Origin of the sequence: Streptomyces spinosus, from assembly GCF_020400655.1 — a bacterium.
GTDB lineage: Bacteria > Actinomycetota > Actinomycetes > Streptomycetales > Streptomycetaceae > Streptomyces > Streptomyces argyrophylli.
Map to the genome: position 1 here is coordinate 231,189 of NZ_JAINRC010000001.1, position 15,507 is coordinate 246,695.

The window sequence follows — 15,507 nt, forward strand, 5'->3', positions numbered from 1 at the left end:
GGTCACGTCCCATTGCCTGTCGTGTCGCCGTGATGCAGGGCGATCTCCAGCCGGTCCAGCAGTTCGTCCTCGCGCCGGTCGAACTCCTCCTCGGTGATCTCACCCGCCTGAAGCTGCTCCTCGAGGCGGGCCAGCTCGGCCCGGACGGTGGCCGGGTCGTAGTAGATCCGCTCCGCCTCCCGGAGCACATGCCGAATCGCCCACGCGCTGCCGCGCACCGGTGCGAAGGGCAGCAGCAGCACCTCCGAGATCAGTCCCACGGATCTCCTCCTTCCGTCCGGGCCCGGCCGCTACGACGCTCCGGTGTCGGCGCCGGCCGTGACGCCCGCGGGCGCCGTCGGGCCGGGTTCGACGAAGCTGTACGGCGGCAGCGGACCGTTGACCCGCAGTTCGAGATGGGCGTGGCTCTTGCGCACCCGCTCGGCCGCGGCCAGGAAGTCCTCGGCCGTCTCCCGGGCGACCAGGAACGAGACGTTGAGCAGCCATCCGGTGGACTCGGGGCCCACGCTGACCGCCGCGGCGCACGGCTGGAGCAGGCGCTGCACCTCGGCGGCGTCCTCGCCCTCCTTGGCCTTGACGGCGGCGGCGACCATCTCGCCCAGGCGGATCCGGTCGTCGTAGCTGCCGCCGCCCGTCTGCCGGTTGGCCTCGGCGAGGGCGCGGACCTCCGCGTTCTCGGCCATCACACGGTGCAGGACGGCCTCCTCGATGTGAGTGGCCTTGACGTTGTACTCGACCTTGCCGTCCAGCTCGCCCAGCCGCTCCAGGTAGTGCTCCGCCCGCTCGGTCAGCACCGACATGACGGTGTCGTCGTCCGGGGAGACGCTGCCGAAGCGCATGGGCAGCACACAGCCGGCCGCGCCCGCCTCGGCGAGCACGTTCTGGTGCGCGAGGAGGTCCCTGCGCTTGGGGCGCAGGCCCTCCGGGGCGTCACTGACGACGGCGGCGAGCTCTCCCGCCGTGAGGATCCGGACGGGCCGGGGCGGCTCGCCGACCCCGGTCATCCCCTCGGGGAGCGCCGGGTGCGAGCGCGCGGTGATGCCGTAGACGTAGGTGCTCACTCGTCTCCCTCCTTCCGGCGGGCCGCGGTCTTACGGGGGCGGCGGGACTCGGTCTCGCCTTCCTCGCGGGCCTGCTTGAACGCGTCGGATATGGTCTGCGCGGCGCCGGACAGGGCGCCCTTGGACTTGCCACGGGCTCCGCTCTCGGTGATCTCGCCGACGAGATCGGGCAGCCCGGGGGACTTGCGGGGCCCTGCCTCCAGGTCGAGGCGGTTGCACGCCTCGGCGAAGCGCAGATAGGTGTCGACGCTGGCTACGACGACCCGGACGTCGATCTTCAGGATCTCGATGCCGACCAGGGAGACCCGTACGAACGCGTCGATGACGAGCCCCCGGTCGAGAACCAGCTCCAGGACGTCGTAGAGGCCGCTGCTTCCGCCTCCGCCGCCGGACTGCTGTGCCGGGACAACGGTCATGCCCTCCGCTCCTCCTCATGACTGTGGTGGGTGATCGGGGCCACGCCGGGGGGCGTGGCCCGTCGGACGCGGGTGGGGTCTAGCCGCCGCGGCGTGCGTCGGCCCGCCCGCGCTCGTACCGGCGGACGCGCCGGTAGCCGGTGAGCTGCCCCTGGGGGTCCAGTTCGACCTGGTAGCTCGCCATCAGGCTCATGGTGTCCGGGACCCGTGCGAGTTCCATCACCTCGACCTCCAGCGACCAGCCGTCCTCGGTCTGCTCGAAGGAGGACACGGTCTCCGGGACGAGTCCCGTCAGTTCGGCGAGCTGGCTGCGCGCTTCGCGCAGCACCTCCATCAGGGGCGGACGCCGGGCTGCCGGCTCGTTCTGTTCGGTGTCGTGCGTCTGCTCGGTGTTGTCCGACTTCTGGGATTTCTGTGAATCCCGTGACTGTGATGTGTTGTGTGTGTTCGACATGGCCACCTCTTCCTGCGGGTGGCCCCTCATTCCTTGGCCAAACCTTCAGGAGCGCATGTCTGCGAGACGGCGACGGGCGGGGCCCAGGGAGCGCCCGCGGGCCGGCAGGCCGGCCCACGGGTCGGTGCGGGCCTGGTCGACGGCGTCGGCGATGGTCCAGCGGCGGGCGTCGAGCCCGGGGTCGTCGAGCTGCTCCCAGGTGAGGGGGACGGCGACGGGGGCGCCGGGGCGGGCGCGGACGGTGAAGGGCGCGACGACGGTCTGGGCGTATCCGTTGCGCTGCACGTCGAGGTACAGCCGGTCACCGCGCTCGTGTTTGCGGGCGGCGGTGGTGAGCCGGTCCGGGTGCCGTGCCGCGGCGAGTTCGGCGACGTCGTGGGCGAACTGCCGTACGGCGTCGAAGTCCTGGCGGCCGTCGAGCGGGACGACGAGGTGCAGTCCGCGCGAGCCGGTGGTCATCGGGGCGGCGACGAGGCCGAGTTCGTCCAGCAGCTCGCGCAGCCGGCCTGCGGCCTCGCGGACGGCGCCGAAGTCGTCCCCGGGCGGATCGAGGTCGAAGACCAGCCGGTCGGGGTGGTCGAGGCCGCCGGCCCGGTCGGTGCGCGAGAGCCAGCGGTGCAGGGTGAGGCAGGCCTGGTCGGCGAGGTACAGCAGGGTCGCGGTGTCGTCGCAGACGACGTGGGTGACCGTGCCGCCCTCCTTGGCGACCTCGGTCCGCTCGATCCACTCCGGGTAGTGCTCCGGGGTGTTCTTCTGCATGAACCGCTGGCCGTCCAGGCCGTCCGGATACCGTTCCAGCATCAGCGGACGGCCCCGCAGGTGCGGCAGCATGTACGGCGCGACGGACCGGTAGTAGTCGGCGAGGTCGCCCTTGGTGTACTCCTTCGCGCCCCCGCCGCCGGGGAAGAGCACCTTCCCCGGCCGCTTGATCTCCACCGTGCGACGGCCCGCGCGGAGGGTCCGCGCGTCGTCGCCGCTCATCGCACGACCGCCTCCTCGACCAGCATCCTGGCCGCCGCCGCGATGCCCAGGGCGTCGATGCCGGCCGCGTACAGCTGCTCGTCGGGCGCGGCCGAGCCCGGCATGGTGCGCACCGCGAGCCGGACCAGGCGGGGCACCGGCCTGCCGTCGCCGAACGCCTCGGCGACGGCGTCGCCGATGCCGCCCTCCGGGTGGTGGTCCTCCACCGTGAGCAGGCAGCCGGTCTCCTCGGCGGCCCGGTGCAGGGTCTCGGCGTCGACGGGCTTGACCGAGTACAGGTCGATCACCCGGACCCGGATGCCGTCGGCGGCCAGCCGGTCGGCGGCGGCCAGCGCCTCGGGCACGGTCACCCCGGCGGCCACGACGGTCAGCCGGTCGTCCTCGCTGGAGCGCAGCGTCTTGCTGCCGCCGACCGGGAACTCCTCGTCGGGGCCGTAGATCACCGGTGTCTTGCCCCGGGAGGTGCGCAAGTAGCGGATGCCGTCCAGGCCGGCCATGGTCGCGACGAGCCGGGCGGTCTGGTTGGCGTCGCACGGGTACAGCACCGTGGAGCCGTGGACGGACCGGAACATCGCCAGGTCCTCCAGGCCCATCTGGGACGGCCCGTCCTGCCCGATCGCGACGCCCGCGTGCGAGCCGACCAGGTTGATCCCGGAGCCGCTGATGGACGCCATGCGCACGAAGTCGTGGGCGCGGGTCAGGAACGCGGCGAACGTGGAGGCGTACGGCACCCAGCCGCGCGTGGCCATGCCGACGGCCGTGGCGACGAGCTGCTGCTCGGCGATGTAGCACTCGAAGAACCGGTCGGGGTGCGCCTTGCCGAACTCCTCGGTGCGGGTGGAGTCGCCGACCTCCCCGTCCAGGGCGACGATGTCGCCGCGGGCGGTGCCGAGCGCGGCGAGCGCCTTGCCGAAGGCGTCCCGCGTCGCGGCCTCCTCACCCTGCTCGAAACGCGGCAGCTGGACGGGCTCGGTGGTCAGCGAGCGCAGCGCGGCGGCGGCCTGCGGCTCGGCCACGCGGACGTGCAGCGAGCGCGGCCCGCCGAGTTCGGCGACGGCGTCCTCCGCCTCGGGCAGCGGCTTGCCGTGCAGGCCCTCGCGGTCCTGGACGGCGGCCACGCCCTTGCCCTTCAGGGTGCGGGCGAGGATCACGGTGGGCTGACCTGAGGTGGACAGCGCCTCGCCGTAGGCCCGGTCGATCGCGTCGACGTCATGGCCGTCGATCTCGATGGTGTGCCAGTCGAAGGCCTTGAAGCGGCGGGCGTAGGCGTCCAGGTCGTGGCCGTGCCGGGTGGGGCCGCGCTGGCCGAGCCGGTTGACGTCCACGACGGCGACGAGGTTGTCCAGGTTCTCGTAGCCGGCGTGCTCGGCGGCCTCCCACACCGAGCCCTCCGCCAGTTCGCTGTCGCCGCACAGCACCCACACCCGGTAGTCGGTGCGGTCCAGGCGCTTCCCGGCGAGCGCGATGCCGACCCCGACCGGCAGGCCCTGGCCGAGCGAGCCGGTGGCCGTCTCCACCCAGGGCAGCCGCCGGGGCGTCGGATGGCCCTCCAGCCGGCTGCCGAGCTTGCGGAAGGTGACCAGCTCTCCGTCCTCGATGGCGCCGGCCGCCTTGTACGCGGCGTACAGCAGCGGTGAGGCGTGCCCCTTGGACAGCACGAAGCGGTCGTTCGCCGGGTGCTCGGGGCGCTCGAAGTCGTAGCGCAGGTGGTTGGCGAGCAGGACGGCCAGCAGGTCGGCGGCGGACATGGAGGACGTGGGGTGCCCGGATCCCGCGGCGGCGGACGCCCGCACGCTGTCCACGCGCAACTGCTGTCCCAGTTCGACGAGTTCGTCGGTGTTCATGAGTCTCTCGGTCTCCTTGCGCTCGGTCGCGGCGGTGGGCGCTCGGTGGCGCTCCGTCGCGGTCAGTCGGTTTCGCGCGTGCGGTCCGCGGGACCGGCGGGGTCCGCGCGCTCGACGGGTCCGGGTGCCGTATGGCCCGGCCCGCCGCCGGCGGGCTCGCCGCCGGGCTGGTTCTTCGCGGGCTCTCCGCCCGGCTGGTTCCTGGCCGGCTCGCCGCCGGGCCGACTCCTCGCGGGCCCGCCGCCCGGCTCCGGCTTCACCGGCTCCTCCGGTCTCGGCTTGTGCGTCATGAGTTCCTCCCCTGTCTGTGCGGCCGGCCGCTCCGGGCCGCCCGGTAGCCGCGCCACTTCCGGCGAGGCCGTGTCCAGCGGGACCGACCACGCTCGTACCAGGCCCAACTGGACGCCCTGGCGCGGGAGTACGGCGTCCAGCAGCCAGTCGGCGGCGACCCGGACCCGGTTGCCGGGCAGCGCCGCCAGGTGGTAGCCGCGGGTGACCGCACCGGCCGCCGCACCGGACAGCGGGACGCCGAACGGGTTGGCGGCGGCGCGGACCCCGCCGAGGTCGACGGCGAAGCCCAGGTCCCGGTGGCGGTACGGGCGCCGGCGGCGGCCGAGGCCGAGTGAGCCGGCCACGTTCTCCCCGGCCACCCGGCCCTGCCGCCAGGCGTGCTGGGCCGTCATGGGGGTGAACTCCCCCGGACGTTCCAGGTCGGGCACGGCCGCCGCGTCCCCGCAGGCGAACACGTCGGCACGGCCGGGCAGCCGCAGATACGGGTCGACGATCAGCCGGCCGCGCTCCAGTGGCTGCCCGACGGCCTCCACCAGGGGATCCGGCCGCACGCCCACGCACCACACCAGCGTCCGGGACGCGACGGACTCCCCGTCGGTGAGCACCACCCCGTCCCGGGTGGCCTCCCGCACCGACGTGCCCATCCGCACGTCGACGCCCCGCGCCCGCAGCACCCGCTCGGCCGTGCGGGACAGCCGCTCGTCCATCTCGGGCAGCACGCGCGGCGCCACGTCCAGCAGGATCCAGCGGGGGCGCGGCCCGCCGGGCAGCGGATGCCGGCGGACCAGGCGGTCGGTGAGCATCTGCAGGTGGGCGGCCACCTCGGTGCCCGTGTAACCGGCGCCGACCACCACGAAGGTGCACCGGGCGGCGCGGCTGCCCGGGTCCTCCTCGGTGGCGGCGAGTTCCACCTGCCGGGTCACGTGGTCGCGCAGGTACAGCGCCTCGGGCAGCCCTCGGAAGCCGTGCGCGTGCTCGGCGACCCCCGGGATCGGCAGCAGCTTGTTGACGCTGCCGACGGCCAGCACCAGCCGGTCGTAGCCGAGGGTGCCGGCACGGCCCTCGGGGTCCGTGTAGCGCACGGTCCGCGTGTCCAGGTCGACACGATCCGCCTCGCCGAGTACCAGGCGCACCCCGCGCAGCGTGCCGGGCAGCGACACGGTGACCCGGCGGGCCTCCAGGACCCCGGCGGCCACCTGCGGCAGCAGCGGCAGGTACAGGAAGTAGTCGGTCGGGTTCAGAACGGTGACGTCGGCGCGGTCCCGGGTCAGCCGGGCCAGGGTGCGCGCGGCCCGGTACCCGGCGAAACCGGCGCCGACGATCACGACGCGAGGTCGGCTCACGGTGCGCCTCCGGGGATGTGGCTCGTCCGAGGTCTTCCGCGTAACCGGGGCCGGGGCACCCAAACGCCGGACGGGTCACCCGGACGCCGGTCGGAGCACCCCGGACGCCGCGCGCCGGCGGGCAGCGGCGTTTCGCACACCCGGCCCCGGTTACCCGGACCGGGTCCGGATCACCCCACCCACAGCGCCCGCGCGGAGGTTCCCCCATGCCCGAGTACGGCTATTTCCTGTCGAGCGAGGAACACGACCCCGCAGCCCTCGTCGAACAGGCCCGGATGGCCGAGCAGGCCGGTTTCCAGGCCCTGTGGATCTCCGACCACTACCACCCGTGGAACGACGCGCAGGGACAGAGCCCGTTCGTGTGGTCGGTGATCGGAGCGCTGTCGGAGGCGGTGTCGCTGCCCATCGAGACCGCGGTGACCTGTCCGACCGTGCGGATGCACCCCGCGGTCGTGGCGCAGGCCGCGGCGACCAGCGCCGTGATGACGCAGGGCCGCTTCCGGCTCGGCCTCGGCACCGGTGAGGCGCTCAACGAGCACATCCTCGGCGATCCGTGGCCGCCGCTGCACGTGCGCCTGGAGATGCTGGAGGAGGCGATCCAGGTGATGCGCCGGCTGTTCACCGGCGAGGAGGTCAACCACCACGGCACGCACTACACCGTGGAGAACGCCCGTCTCTACACCGTCCCGGAGGAGCCCGTCCCGATCGACATCTCCGGCTTCGGCCCGAAGGCGACCTCGCTGGCCGCCCGCGTGGGCGACGGCTACATCACGATGATGCCGGAGGAGGAGATGGTCACCCAGTTCCGCAAGGGCGGCGGCGGGGCCAAGCTCGTCAGCGGCGGCACGAAGGTCTGCTACGGCACCGACCGCGACGAGTGCGTCCGTACGGTGCACCGGCTCTGGTACAACGAGCTGCTGCCCGGCGAGATGGGGCAGGTGCTGCCCTCACCGCGGCACTTCGAGCAGCTGCACGAGCTGGTCACCGAGGACATGGTGCGGGAGAAGTCGGTGTGCGGGGACGACGTGGACGAGCACGTCTCGGCGCTGAAGGCGTTCGCCGACGCCGGCTTCGACCGGGTGTACGTGAACCAGATCGGGCCGGACCAGCGGGGGTTCTTCGACTTCTACCGCACGAAGGTGCTGCCGCAGCTCGCCTGACGCGGGGGGCTCGGCCGACGCGGGGGCGTCGACGGAGGGGCGCTGTCGATGGGAGGGGGTCGATCGGTGAGGGGCGGGGCCGGCGGCCCCGCCCCTCGTCCTCAGGCCCCGCGGCGCGGGGTGTCGGGCGGAGTCTGCGGCATCGGAGGGGCCCCCGGCACCGGCGGGTACGGCAGGCCCGCGCCGCTCGGCGGGGCGCCGTCCGCCACGCGGTGCGGGGCGTGGGGCCCGTGCCCGGAGCGGGCGGCGCCGCGCAGCAGGCAGGCCACCGCACCGAGGAGCGCGGCGCTGATGAGTGCCGCGGCCCAGCCGGGCAGGACGATCGCCAGGGCCAGGCCCACGGCGAGGGCCACCGCGCCGCCCGCGTACAGAGCCGCGGCACCCGACGCGGCGTACAGCGCGGCGGTGCGGCGCCGCTTGCGGGACTGCTCGCGCAGCTCCTCGCGTACCGTCTCGCGTGCCACCTGTGCCAGCTCTTCGACGAGGTGCCTGTCCAGATGTTCCAGGTGATCCAAACGGTCCATACCCCGCGGGTACCCGCCGCGCACAGTGGGTAACGCCGGGGGCCTGCGCGTGCCCGGCGCCCCAACTAGGCTCGGGCGCATGGAGATTCTGGGCGCCTCGCTGCGCATCTGCGTCGACGACCTCGAAGCCGCGGTCCCCTTCTACGAGAGCCTGTCGGGCGGCTCGGCCCTGCGCTTCCAGCGCGGCGGCGTCCAGGTCGCCGCGGTCGGTTCCTTCCTGCTCATGAGCGGTCCCGAGTCGGAGCTGGAGATCCTGCGCAAGGTGACGGCGACGATCGCGGTGAAGGACGTCGACGAGGCCCACCGGCTGCTGAGCGGGCTGGGCGCCACGATCGTCGCGGGGCCGGTGCCGACGCCGGTGGGCCGCAACCTGCTGGCGGTGCACCCGGACGGCTCCGTCTTCGAGTACGTGGACCAGCGGGGCTGAACCCCTCAGCCGCGCATCTCGGTGGTGAGCGCCCAGCGTTCGTGATCGCGCCAGGCCCCGTCGACGTAGATCATGTCGGGTGAGAAGCCCTCGCGGCGGAACCCGGCTCCCCGGGCGAGGGCGAGGGAGGCCGCGTTGCCCGGCTGGGCGTTGATCTCCAGCCGGTGCAGGCCGAGCGGCCCGAACGCGTACCCGATCACCAGCTCCAGCCCTTCGCGCATCAGGCCCCGCCCGGCCGCGTGCGCGAAGGCGCCGTAGCCGAGGGCGCCGGACTGGAAGCCGCCGCGCACGATGTTGTTGATGTTGATGAAGCCGGCGATGGCCCCGCTGTCCTTCTCGCACACCAGGAAGCCGGCCCGCGCCGGGTCCTCGATGAGCCGGCCGGCGTAGTCGGCGTACGCCTCGTCGGTGTCTGGCGGGAACAGCCAGGGCCGGTGCAGGTCCTTGCTCTCCCGGGCCCGTGCGGTGAACTCGGGGCCGTCGGCGAGGGTGAAGGGACGGATGGCGACGCGCTGGCCCTCGGCGAGGGGGCGGGACGGCGGGTGCGGCATCCGCCCAGCCTACGGCGTCCTCCCGGCCCCGACGCACCCGGCCGCCCCCACGTCAGCACGGGTACGTCCGGCCCCGGCCCCCCGGTCCTGCGTGAGCACAGCACCGGCACGTCCGGCGTCAGCCCGCCGCTCCTCCGTCACCACAGCACCGCCGCGTCGGGCGTCAGCCCACCGCTCCTACGTCACCACAGCACCGGCGCGTCCGCGTCAGCCCACCGGTCCTACGTCACCACAGCACCGCCGCGTCCGGCGTCAGCCCACCGCTCCTACGTCACCACAGCACCGGTACGCCCGGCGTCAGCCCGCCGCTCCTCCGTCACCACAGCACCGCCGCGTCCGGCGTCAGCCCACCGGTCCTACGTCACCACAGCACCGCCGCGTCCGGCGTCAGCCCGCCGCTCCTACGTCACCACAGCTCCGGTACGCCCGGCGTCAGCCCGCCGCTCCTCCGTCACCACAGCACCGCCGCGTCCGGCGTCAGCCCGCCGCTCCTCCGTCACCACAGCACCGCCGCGTCGGGCGTCAGCCCACCGGTCCTACGTCGCACAGCACCGCCGCGTCGGGCGGCAGCCCGCCCGCCCACCTCAGCACAGCCCCGGCGCGCTCAGCACCAGCCCGCCCGCCCCTCAGCGCAGGGCCGGCTCGTCCAGTGTCAGCGTGCCCGTCTCCGCGTCCAGCGTGGCCGCGACCCCGAGCGGGATCGTCAACGCCCCTTCCCCGTGGCCGAATCCGACGTTCTCCGCGACCGGGACCCCGAGTCCGCCGAGCCGGTCGGCCAGCAGGGGCCGCAGCCCGGCGTAGTCCGCGCAGCCCTCCCAGGAGCCGAGCAGCACCCCGTGCACCCCCTCCAGCCAGCCGGAGCGCAGCAGCTGGGTGAGGTAGCGGTCCAGCCGGTACGTCTCCTCGCGCACGTCCTCCAGGCAGAGCAGTCCGCCGCGCGCGGAGGGCCGCGCGTGCGGGGTGCCGAGTTCGGCGGCGAGCAGGGACAGGCAGCCGCCGAGGGTGACGCCCCGGGCCCGGCCGGGGACGAGGGCCGTGCCGCCGGAGGCGATCGTGCGGACGGTCTCGGGGGCGAACAGCGTGGCCCGCAGGTGCTCCTGGGCCCGCGCGTTCTTGATGAAGTCGATACCGGCCGCCACCGGCCCGTGCAGTGTGGCCAGGCCCAGGCGGGTCGCGAAGGCCTCGTGCAGGACGGTGATGTCGCTGAACCCGACGAAGACCTTGGGTCCGGCCGCCCGCAGCGCGTCCCAGTCGAGCAGGTCGACCATGCGCTGCGCGCCGTAGCCGCCGCGGGCGCACAGCACGGCGTCGACGGCAGGGTCGCACCAGGCGTTCTGGAGGTCGGCGGCGCGGTCGGCGTCCGTGCCGGCCAGGTAGCCGAACTCCGGGTGCCGGTCCAGGACGTGAGGTCCGAGCACCGGTTCGAGGTCCCAGCCGCGCAGCACGTCGAGGCCCGCCTGGATCCGCTCCTCGGGCACCGGTCCGCTGGTGGCGACGACGGCGACCCGGGCGCCCGGCGCCAGCCGGCGCGGCCGCAGAAGTTCCTTCACTGGTTCAGCTCCACCTTCGGTACCGGCGGTGTCGGGTCCAGCCCGAACACTTGCGCGTAGAGGGACAGTTCGGCCTCCAGGGCGCGGACCATGGTGTCGGCCCGGCGGAACCCGTGCCCCTCGCCCTCGAACGTGAGGTAGGCGTGCGGCACGCCCCGGCCGGCGATCCGGGCGAGGAGGCGTTCGCACTGGGCGGGCGGGCAGATGACGTCGTCCAGGCCCTGGAGCAGCAGGAACGGTGCGGTGAGCCGGTCGGCGTGCGCGGTCGGGGAGCGCTCGGCGTACCGGGCGGGCACCTCGTCGCGCGGGCCGATCAGCGACTCCAGGTAGCGGGACTCGAAGTCGTGGGTCTCGCCGGGGCCCCAGGTGGCGAGGTCGAGCACCGGGTAGATGACGGTGCCGCAGGCGTAGACGTCGGTCGTGGTCAGGGAGGCCGCGGCGGTCCAGCCGCCCGCGCTGCCGCCCCGGATCGCCAGCCGGGCGGGGTCGGCGGTGCCCTCGTCGGCGAGGGCCCGGGCTACAGCCGCGCAGTCCTCGACGTCGACCACGCCCCACTGTTCGCGCAGCCGCTCCCGGTAGGCCCGGCCGTACCCGGTGGAGCCGCCGTAGTTCACCTCGGCGACCCCGATGCCCCGCGAGGTGAAGTAGGCGATCTCCAGGTCCAGTACGAGCGGCACCCGGCTGGTGGGGCCGCCGTGCGCCCAGATGACGTACGGCGGCAGCTCGCCGTCGGGCCCGGTGCGGGCGGGGTGGTGCGGCGGGTAGAGGTGGGCGTGCACCTCGCGGCCGCCGGGGCCGGTGAAGGTGCGGGCCCGCGGCTCGGGGTAGTAGGCGGGGTCCACGGGGTCCCGGTGCGGGGAGCCGATGACCCGGGCGCGGCCGGTGGCGGTGTCCAGTTCGACCACTTCGTAGGAGGTGCGGGGGCCGGCGGCGACCGCGACGACGCGTGGGCCGTGGGTGGCGAGCCCCGCGGCGCACTCCGTCCACGGTCCGACGGCGTCCACGATCTCGCCGGACTCCGGGTCGAGTATCCCGAGCGCGGACGCGCCCCGGCCGTGGACGACCGCCAGCAGACCGCTGTCCAGGGGCGCGAACCAGCGCAGTCCGAGCTGCCACAGCGGCCCGCCGAACTCCTCCTCGCGCGGGCACAGGGGGGTGCCGTCGCGGTAGAGGTTCCACCAGCCGCTGCGGTCGCTCGCGTAGAGCAGGCGGCCGTCCGCCGACCACTCGACCTGGGCGACGGCCTCGTCCGGGCCGCCGGCGGCGGCCCGCGCGTGCGTCAGCCGGCCGTCCTCCGCCACGTCGGCGACCAGCAGCTCCGTCCCGTCCCACGGCATCCGCGGGTGGTCCCAGGCCAGCCAGGCGGCCCGCCGGCCGTCCGGGGAGAGCCGGGCGCCGGTGACGAACCGGTGCCGGGGCTCGGTCAGCTCGCGGACGGCGGCGCGGTCACCGGCGGCCGAACCGTCCAGCGGTACGGCGGCCTGGACCCGCCGTATGTCGTCGGGGCCGTCCCCGGTGGACTCCTCCAGTACGCACCACACCTCACCGCGGGCGAGGTCGATCCGGGGCTCGGCCCAGCGCAGGCCGCCGCCCACCGGGGAGAGGGGGGTGAGCGGGGCGGGCTCGCCGCCGGGCTCGTACCGGTACAGCCGCTGGTCGGCGAAGTGCACGAAGACGATCAGCGGCCGGCCGTCGTGGACCACCCCGGTCCAGGGCCGGCCGCCGTACTCGATGACCCGGCTGCGCACGTTCCACGGCGCGGGCAGCACGGATTCCTCACCCCCCTCGGCCCGCCGCCGCACCAGGGCCCGCCGGCCGCCCTCGGCCGGCCGGGGCTCGGTCCACCAGACCTCGTCCCCGACGAACGCCACCCAGTCCGGCCGCCCGTCGTGCGCGGCGGCGAGGTCCGCGCCGATCGGCGAGGGCCACGATCCGTACGGCGCGCTCCGCATCCGCTCCCCCATCGTCTAGGCCGTCCGCAGGAACCGGTCGAGGACGCGGACCCCGAAGTGCAGTGCCTCCACGGGCACCCGCTCGTCCACGCCGTGGAACAGCGCCTGGTAGTCGAGGTCCGCCGGCAGCTTCAGCGGGGCGAAGCCGTAGCCGGTGATGCCGAGCCGGGAGAACTGCTTGGCGTCCGTTCCGCCCGACATGCAGTACGGCACCACGTGCGCGCCCGGCGCGAACGCCTCCACCGCGGCCCGCATCCTCGCGAACACGGGCGCGTCCACCGGTGCCTGGAGGGCCACTTCGCGATGCGCGAACTCCCAGTCGACGTCCGGTCCCGTCAGCTCGTCCAGCGTGGCGGTGAACTCCTGTTCCCCGCCCGGAAGATAGCGTCCATCCACGTGGGCGACCGCCTCGCCCGGGATGACGTTGAGCTTGTAACCGGCGTCCAGCATGGTCGGGTTGGCGCTGTTGCGGACGGTCGACTCGACCAGCCTGGCGGCCGGGCCGAGCTTCTCCAGCAGCTGGTCCACGTCGGTGAAGTCGGGGTCGATGCCGTACAGCGCGGCGAGTTCGGTGAGGGCGGCCCGTACGGTGGGCGTGAGCCGCAGCGGCCACTCGTGCTCGCCGATGCGGGTGACGGCGGCGGCCAGCCGGGTCACCGCGTTCTCCCTGTTCACCTTGGAGCCGTGCCCGGCGCGGCCCCGCGCGGTGAGCTTCAGCCAGGCGGTGCCCCGCTCCCCCGCGGCGACCGGGTAGATCTCCCGCCCGGTGCCGTCGTGGAAGGTGAAGGCGCCCGACTCGCTGACGCCCTGCGTGCAGCCCTCGAAGAGTTCGGGGTGCCGTTCGGCGAGGAACCCGGAGCCGTCCTCGGCGCTGGCCTCCTCGTCGGCGGTGAACGCGAGGACGATGTCGCGGCGGGGCCGTACGCCTTGCCGGGCCCAGCAGCGGACGACGGCGAGGATCATCGCGTCCATGTTCTTCATGTCGACGGCGCCCCGCCCCCACACCACGCCGTCACGGACCTCGCCGGAGAACGGGTGCACGCTCCAGTCGGCGGCCTCGGCCGGCACCACGTCGAGGTGCCCGTGCACCAGCAGCGCGTCGGCGGACGGGTCGGTGCCCTCGATCCGGGCCACCACGTTGGTGCGGCCCGGGGTGCGCTCCAGCAGCAGGGGGTCCAGGCCCGCGCCGGCCAGCCGCTCGGCCGCGTACTCGGCGGCGGGCCGCTCCCGGCAGTCCCCGCCGCCCCGGTTGCTGGTGTCGATCCGGATCAGTCCGGAGGTGAACTCCACGACCTCGGCCAGGGCCAGTTCGTCGGCCTGCTGGTCAGCCATACTGCTCCTCCACGGCGGCAGAGACGATCGTGGTGACCGCCTTGAACGTCCTGATCCCCTCGTACATCGTGGCGCTGGTGTACGCCACCTTCCGCTCCCCGGTCCGCGCCACGCCGGGCACGACGGTCGCGGCCATCGCGAGGTGCTCGGCGTCGAACTCGACGGCGACCGTGAACGGACCGGCTTCGGCCGGTCCGTGACGGACCGCCAGCCGGGCGGCCTCCTTGGCCGCCGCGCGGATGTCGGCCGCGGTCCGGGCCGGGGTCCGGCACACGGCCGCGTACCGCGACACATGGTCCTTGACGGCGACCTTCAGCGCCTCGGGCGCGTAGCCGAGGGCGTCCTCGCAGGCCACGTCGTCGCCGGTGACGAGGACGACGGGGACGCCGTACTCGGCGACGACGCGCGCGTTGAGCAGGCCCTCGCTGGCGCGGACGTCGTTCAGCCACACCCCGGTGATCTGGTTGGCCAGGTAGGTGTGGGCGAGGACGCCCTCCATGCCGGCGCCCGCGTGGTAGCCGACGAACGCGATGCCGTCGACGTCACCGTGCTGGACGCCCTCCACCATGGACAGCGCCTTGTGCCGGCCGGTGAGCATCTCGACGCGTTCGTCGAGATGCTCCAGGAGGAGGTTGCGCATGCTCCAGTGGGCCTCGTTGACGAGCACCTGGTCGGCGCCGCCGTCGAAGAAGCCCTCCGCGGCGGCGTTCACGTCCGAGGTGAACATCGACCGGCACCGCTCCCACTGCGGCGTCCCCGGCAGCACGTCGGCAGGCCAGGTGACGCCCGTGGCACCCTCCATGTCGGCACTGATGAGGATCTTCATGGACCGTCACGTTACGCGTCGAGCGGCGGACAGGCTACGACCTCGCCGACGAAGCGGTTCCGGGTCCGGTCAGGCCCTGGCGAGGACGAACCAGCGGGCCGGCAGGTCGATGCGGGTGCCGTCCCGGAGGTGCTCGGTCTGCGGCAGCGTCGTCTCGCCCTCGTCCAGGACGGCGAGGCCGGCCTTGGCGAGCAGCTGGGGGATCTCCTCGTCGGAGGCGTCGGCGGGCTTGAGGCCGTGGTGGAAGACGCGCTGGAGCTTGGGTCCCGGGCCGCCCGGCTCGGACGCCGCCCGCCGCAGCACCTCGCGGGAGCCGGAGGTCAGCTCGACCACGAAGGCGCGGCCCTCGGTGCCGATGAGTTCGGCGACGGCGGCGGCCACCGCGGGGCGCGCTGCCGGTTCGCTCTGGTGGATGACGGCCCGCATGTAGACGTGGCTGTCGCCGAGCCGCTGGTGCAGGGCGCGGACCGCGTCGGTGTCGGTGAGGTCGAGCTGCCGGAACTCGACGGTCTCGCCGTTCGCGGCGCGCCGGGCGTGCTCGACGGCGGCGTGCGAGAGGTCCACGCCGACGGCGCGGGCGAAGCGGGTGGCCAGGTAGCGGGTCTGGGTGCCGTTGCCGCAGCCGAGGTCGACGATCGTCCGGCCGGTGTCGGCGTGGGGCAGGAGCAGTTCGCTGTGCGGTGCGGCGCTCAGGGAGGGGTCGGCGTCCCATATCGCCTCGCCCCGGCCGTCGGCGGTCTGACTCCAGTAACTTTCCCACGCGTTGCGGTAGTTCTCCGAGACGTTCATGCGATC

The 15,507-nt window shown here is 74.1% G+C and carries 16 protein-coding genes; 2 read left to right on the forward strand and 14 right to left on the reverse strand.

From position 1 onward, the window contains the following. Positions 1 to 2 precede the first annotated feature (2 nt). The 7 genes from LG395_RS00955 to LG395_RS00985 all read right to left on the reverse strand — a co-directional run bounded on the left by LG395_RS00955 (position 3) and on the right by LG395_RS00985 (position 6,390). Positions 3 to 260 carry a gas vesicle protein GvpG gene (locus tag LG395_RS00955; protein WP_171151123.1) on the reverse strand — a complete coding sequence of 86 codons (258 nt, stop codon included), beginning with the start codon at positions 258 to 260 and terminating at the stop codon, positions 3 to 5. 30 nt (positions 261 to 290) lie between these two features. Next, positions 291 to 1,061: a GvpL/GvpF family gas vesicle protein gene (locus tag LG395_RS00960; RefSeq protein ID WP_171151125.1), complete on the reverse strand. Its 771-nt coding sequence runs from the start codon at positions 1,059 to 1,061 to the stop codon at positions 291 to 293. After that, positions 1,058 to 1,477, reverse strand: coding sequence for a gas vesicle structural protein GvpA (locus tag LG395_RS00965; RefSeq protein WP_171151126.1), 420 nt, complete (start codon positions 1,475 to 1,477; stop codon positions 1,058 to 1,060). Before LG395_RS00965 ends, LG395_RS00960 begins: the two co-directional genes overlap by 4 nt. 79 nt (positions 1,478 to 1,556) lie before the next feature. Further along, the gene (locus LG395_RS00970; RefSeq protein ID WP_225808073.1) at positions 1,557 to 1,931 is read right to left on the reverse strand and encodes a gas vesicle protein GvpO; all 375 of its coding nucleotides are present in this window, start codon (positions 1,929 to 1,931) and stop codon (positions 1,557 to 1,559) included. A gap of 45 nt (positions 1,932 to 1,976) precedes the next feature. Beyond that, complete coding sequence (gene ligD, locus LG395_RS00975) at positions 1,977 to 2,912, reverse strand: non-homologous end-joining DNA ligase (RefSeq protein WP_225808074.1); 936 nt, start codon at positions 2,910 to 2,912, stop codon at positions 1,977 to 1,979. Further along, positions 2,909 to 4,756, reverse strand: a complete 1,848-nt coding sequence (locus tag LG395_RS00980) for a transketolase (protein WP_372463191.1) — start codon at positions 4,754 to 4,756, stop codon at positions 2,909 to 2,911. Before LG395_RS00980 ends, ligD begins: the two co-directional genes overlap by 4 nt. A gap of 62 nt (positions 4,757 to 4,818) precedes the next feature. Next, the gene (locus LG395_RS00985) at positions 4,819 to 6,390 is read right to left on the reverse strand and encodes an NAD(P)/FAD-dependent oxidoreductase (protein WP_225808075.1); all 1,572 of its coding nucleotides are present in this window, start codon (positions 6,388 to 6,390) and stop codon (positions 4,819 to 4,821) included. 206 nt (positions 6,391 to 6,596) lie between these two features. Between LG395_RS00985 and LG395_RS00990 the strand changes: the two genes are divergently transcribed. Further along, a complete protein-coding gene (locus LG395_RS00990; protein ID WP_225808076.1) occupies positions 6,597 to 7,550 on the forward strand; it encodes an LLM class F420-dependent oxidoreductase in 954 nt (317 codons plus the stop codon). A 101-nt stretch (positions 7,551 to 7,651) separates the two neighbouring features. Here the strand turns inward: LG395_RS00990 and LG395_RS00995 are convergent, their stop codons facing one another. Further along, on the reverse strand, positions 7,652 to 8,074 hold the full coding sequence (locus LG395_RS00995; RefSeq protein ID WP_171151138.1) for a phage holin family protein: 423 nt from the start codon (positions 8,072 to 8,074) through the stop codon (positions 7,652 to 7,654). A 79-nt stretch (positions 8,075 to 8,153) separates the two neighbouring features. Between LG395_RS00995 and LG395_RS01000 the strand changes: the two genes are divergently transcribed. Further along, complete coding sequence (locus tag LG395_RS01000; RefSeq protein WP_171151140.1) at positions 8,154 to 8,501, forward strand: VOC family protein; 348 nt, start codon at positions 8,154 to 8,156, stop codon at positions 8,499 to 8,501. Positions 8,502 to 8,506: 5 nt separating this feature from the next. Here the strand turns inward: LG395_RS01000 and LG395_RS01005 are convergent, their stop codons facing one another. From LG395_RS01005 to LG395_RS01030, 6 genes are all read right to left on the reverse strand, one after another. Continuing rightward, the gene (locus LG395_RS01005) at positions 8,507 to 9,052 is read right to left on the reverse strand and encodes a GNAT family N-acetyltransferase (protein WP_171151142.1); all 546 of its coding nucleotides are present in this window, start codon (positions 9,050 to 9,052) and stop codon (positions 8,507 to 8,509) included. Between the two features lie 626 nt (positions 9,053 to 9,678). Continuing rightward, complete coding sequence (locus LG395_RS01010; protein WP_171151143.1) at positions 9,679 to 10,602, reverse strand: S66 peptidase family protein; 924 nt, start codon at positions 10,600 to 10,602, stop codon at positions 9,679 to 9,681. Continuing rightward, positions 10,599 to 12,566, reverse strand: coding sequence for a S9 family peptidase (locus LG395_RS01015; RefSeq protein WP_225808077.1), 1,968 nt, complete (start codon positions 12,564 to 12,566; stop codon positions 10,599 to 10,601). The genes LG395_RS01010 and LG395_RS01015 overlap by 4 nt, the downstream gene beginning before the upstream one ends. A 3-nt stretch (positions 12,567 to 12,569) precedes the next feature. Further along, complete coding sequence (locus LG395_RS01020) at positions 12,570 to 13,886, reverse strand: M20/M25/M40 family metallo-hydrolase (protein ID WP_225808078.1); 1,317 nt, start codon at positions 13,884 to 13,886, stop codon at positions 12,570 to 12,572. Next, positions 13,879 to 14,712 carry a M55 family metallopeptidase gene (locus tag LG395_RS01025; protein WP_171151150.1) on the reverse strand — a complete coding sequence of 278 codons (834 nt, stop codon included), beginning with the start codon at positions 14,710 to 14,712 and terminating at the stop codon, positions 13,879 to 13,881. Before LG395_RS01025 ends, LG395_RS01020 begins: the two co-directional genes overlap by 8 nt. 69 nt (positions 14,713 to 14,781) lie before the next feature. Next, positions 14,782 to 15,501, reverse strand: a complete 720-nt coding sequence (locus tag LG395_RS01030; RefSeq protein WP_225808079.1) for a class I SAM-dependent methyltransferase — start codon at positions 15,499 to 15,501, stop codon at positions 14,782 to 14,784. Between the last annotated feature and the right edge of the window lie 6 nt (positions 15,502 to 15,507).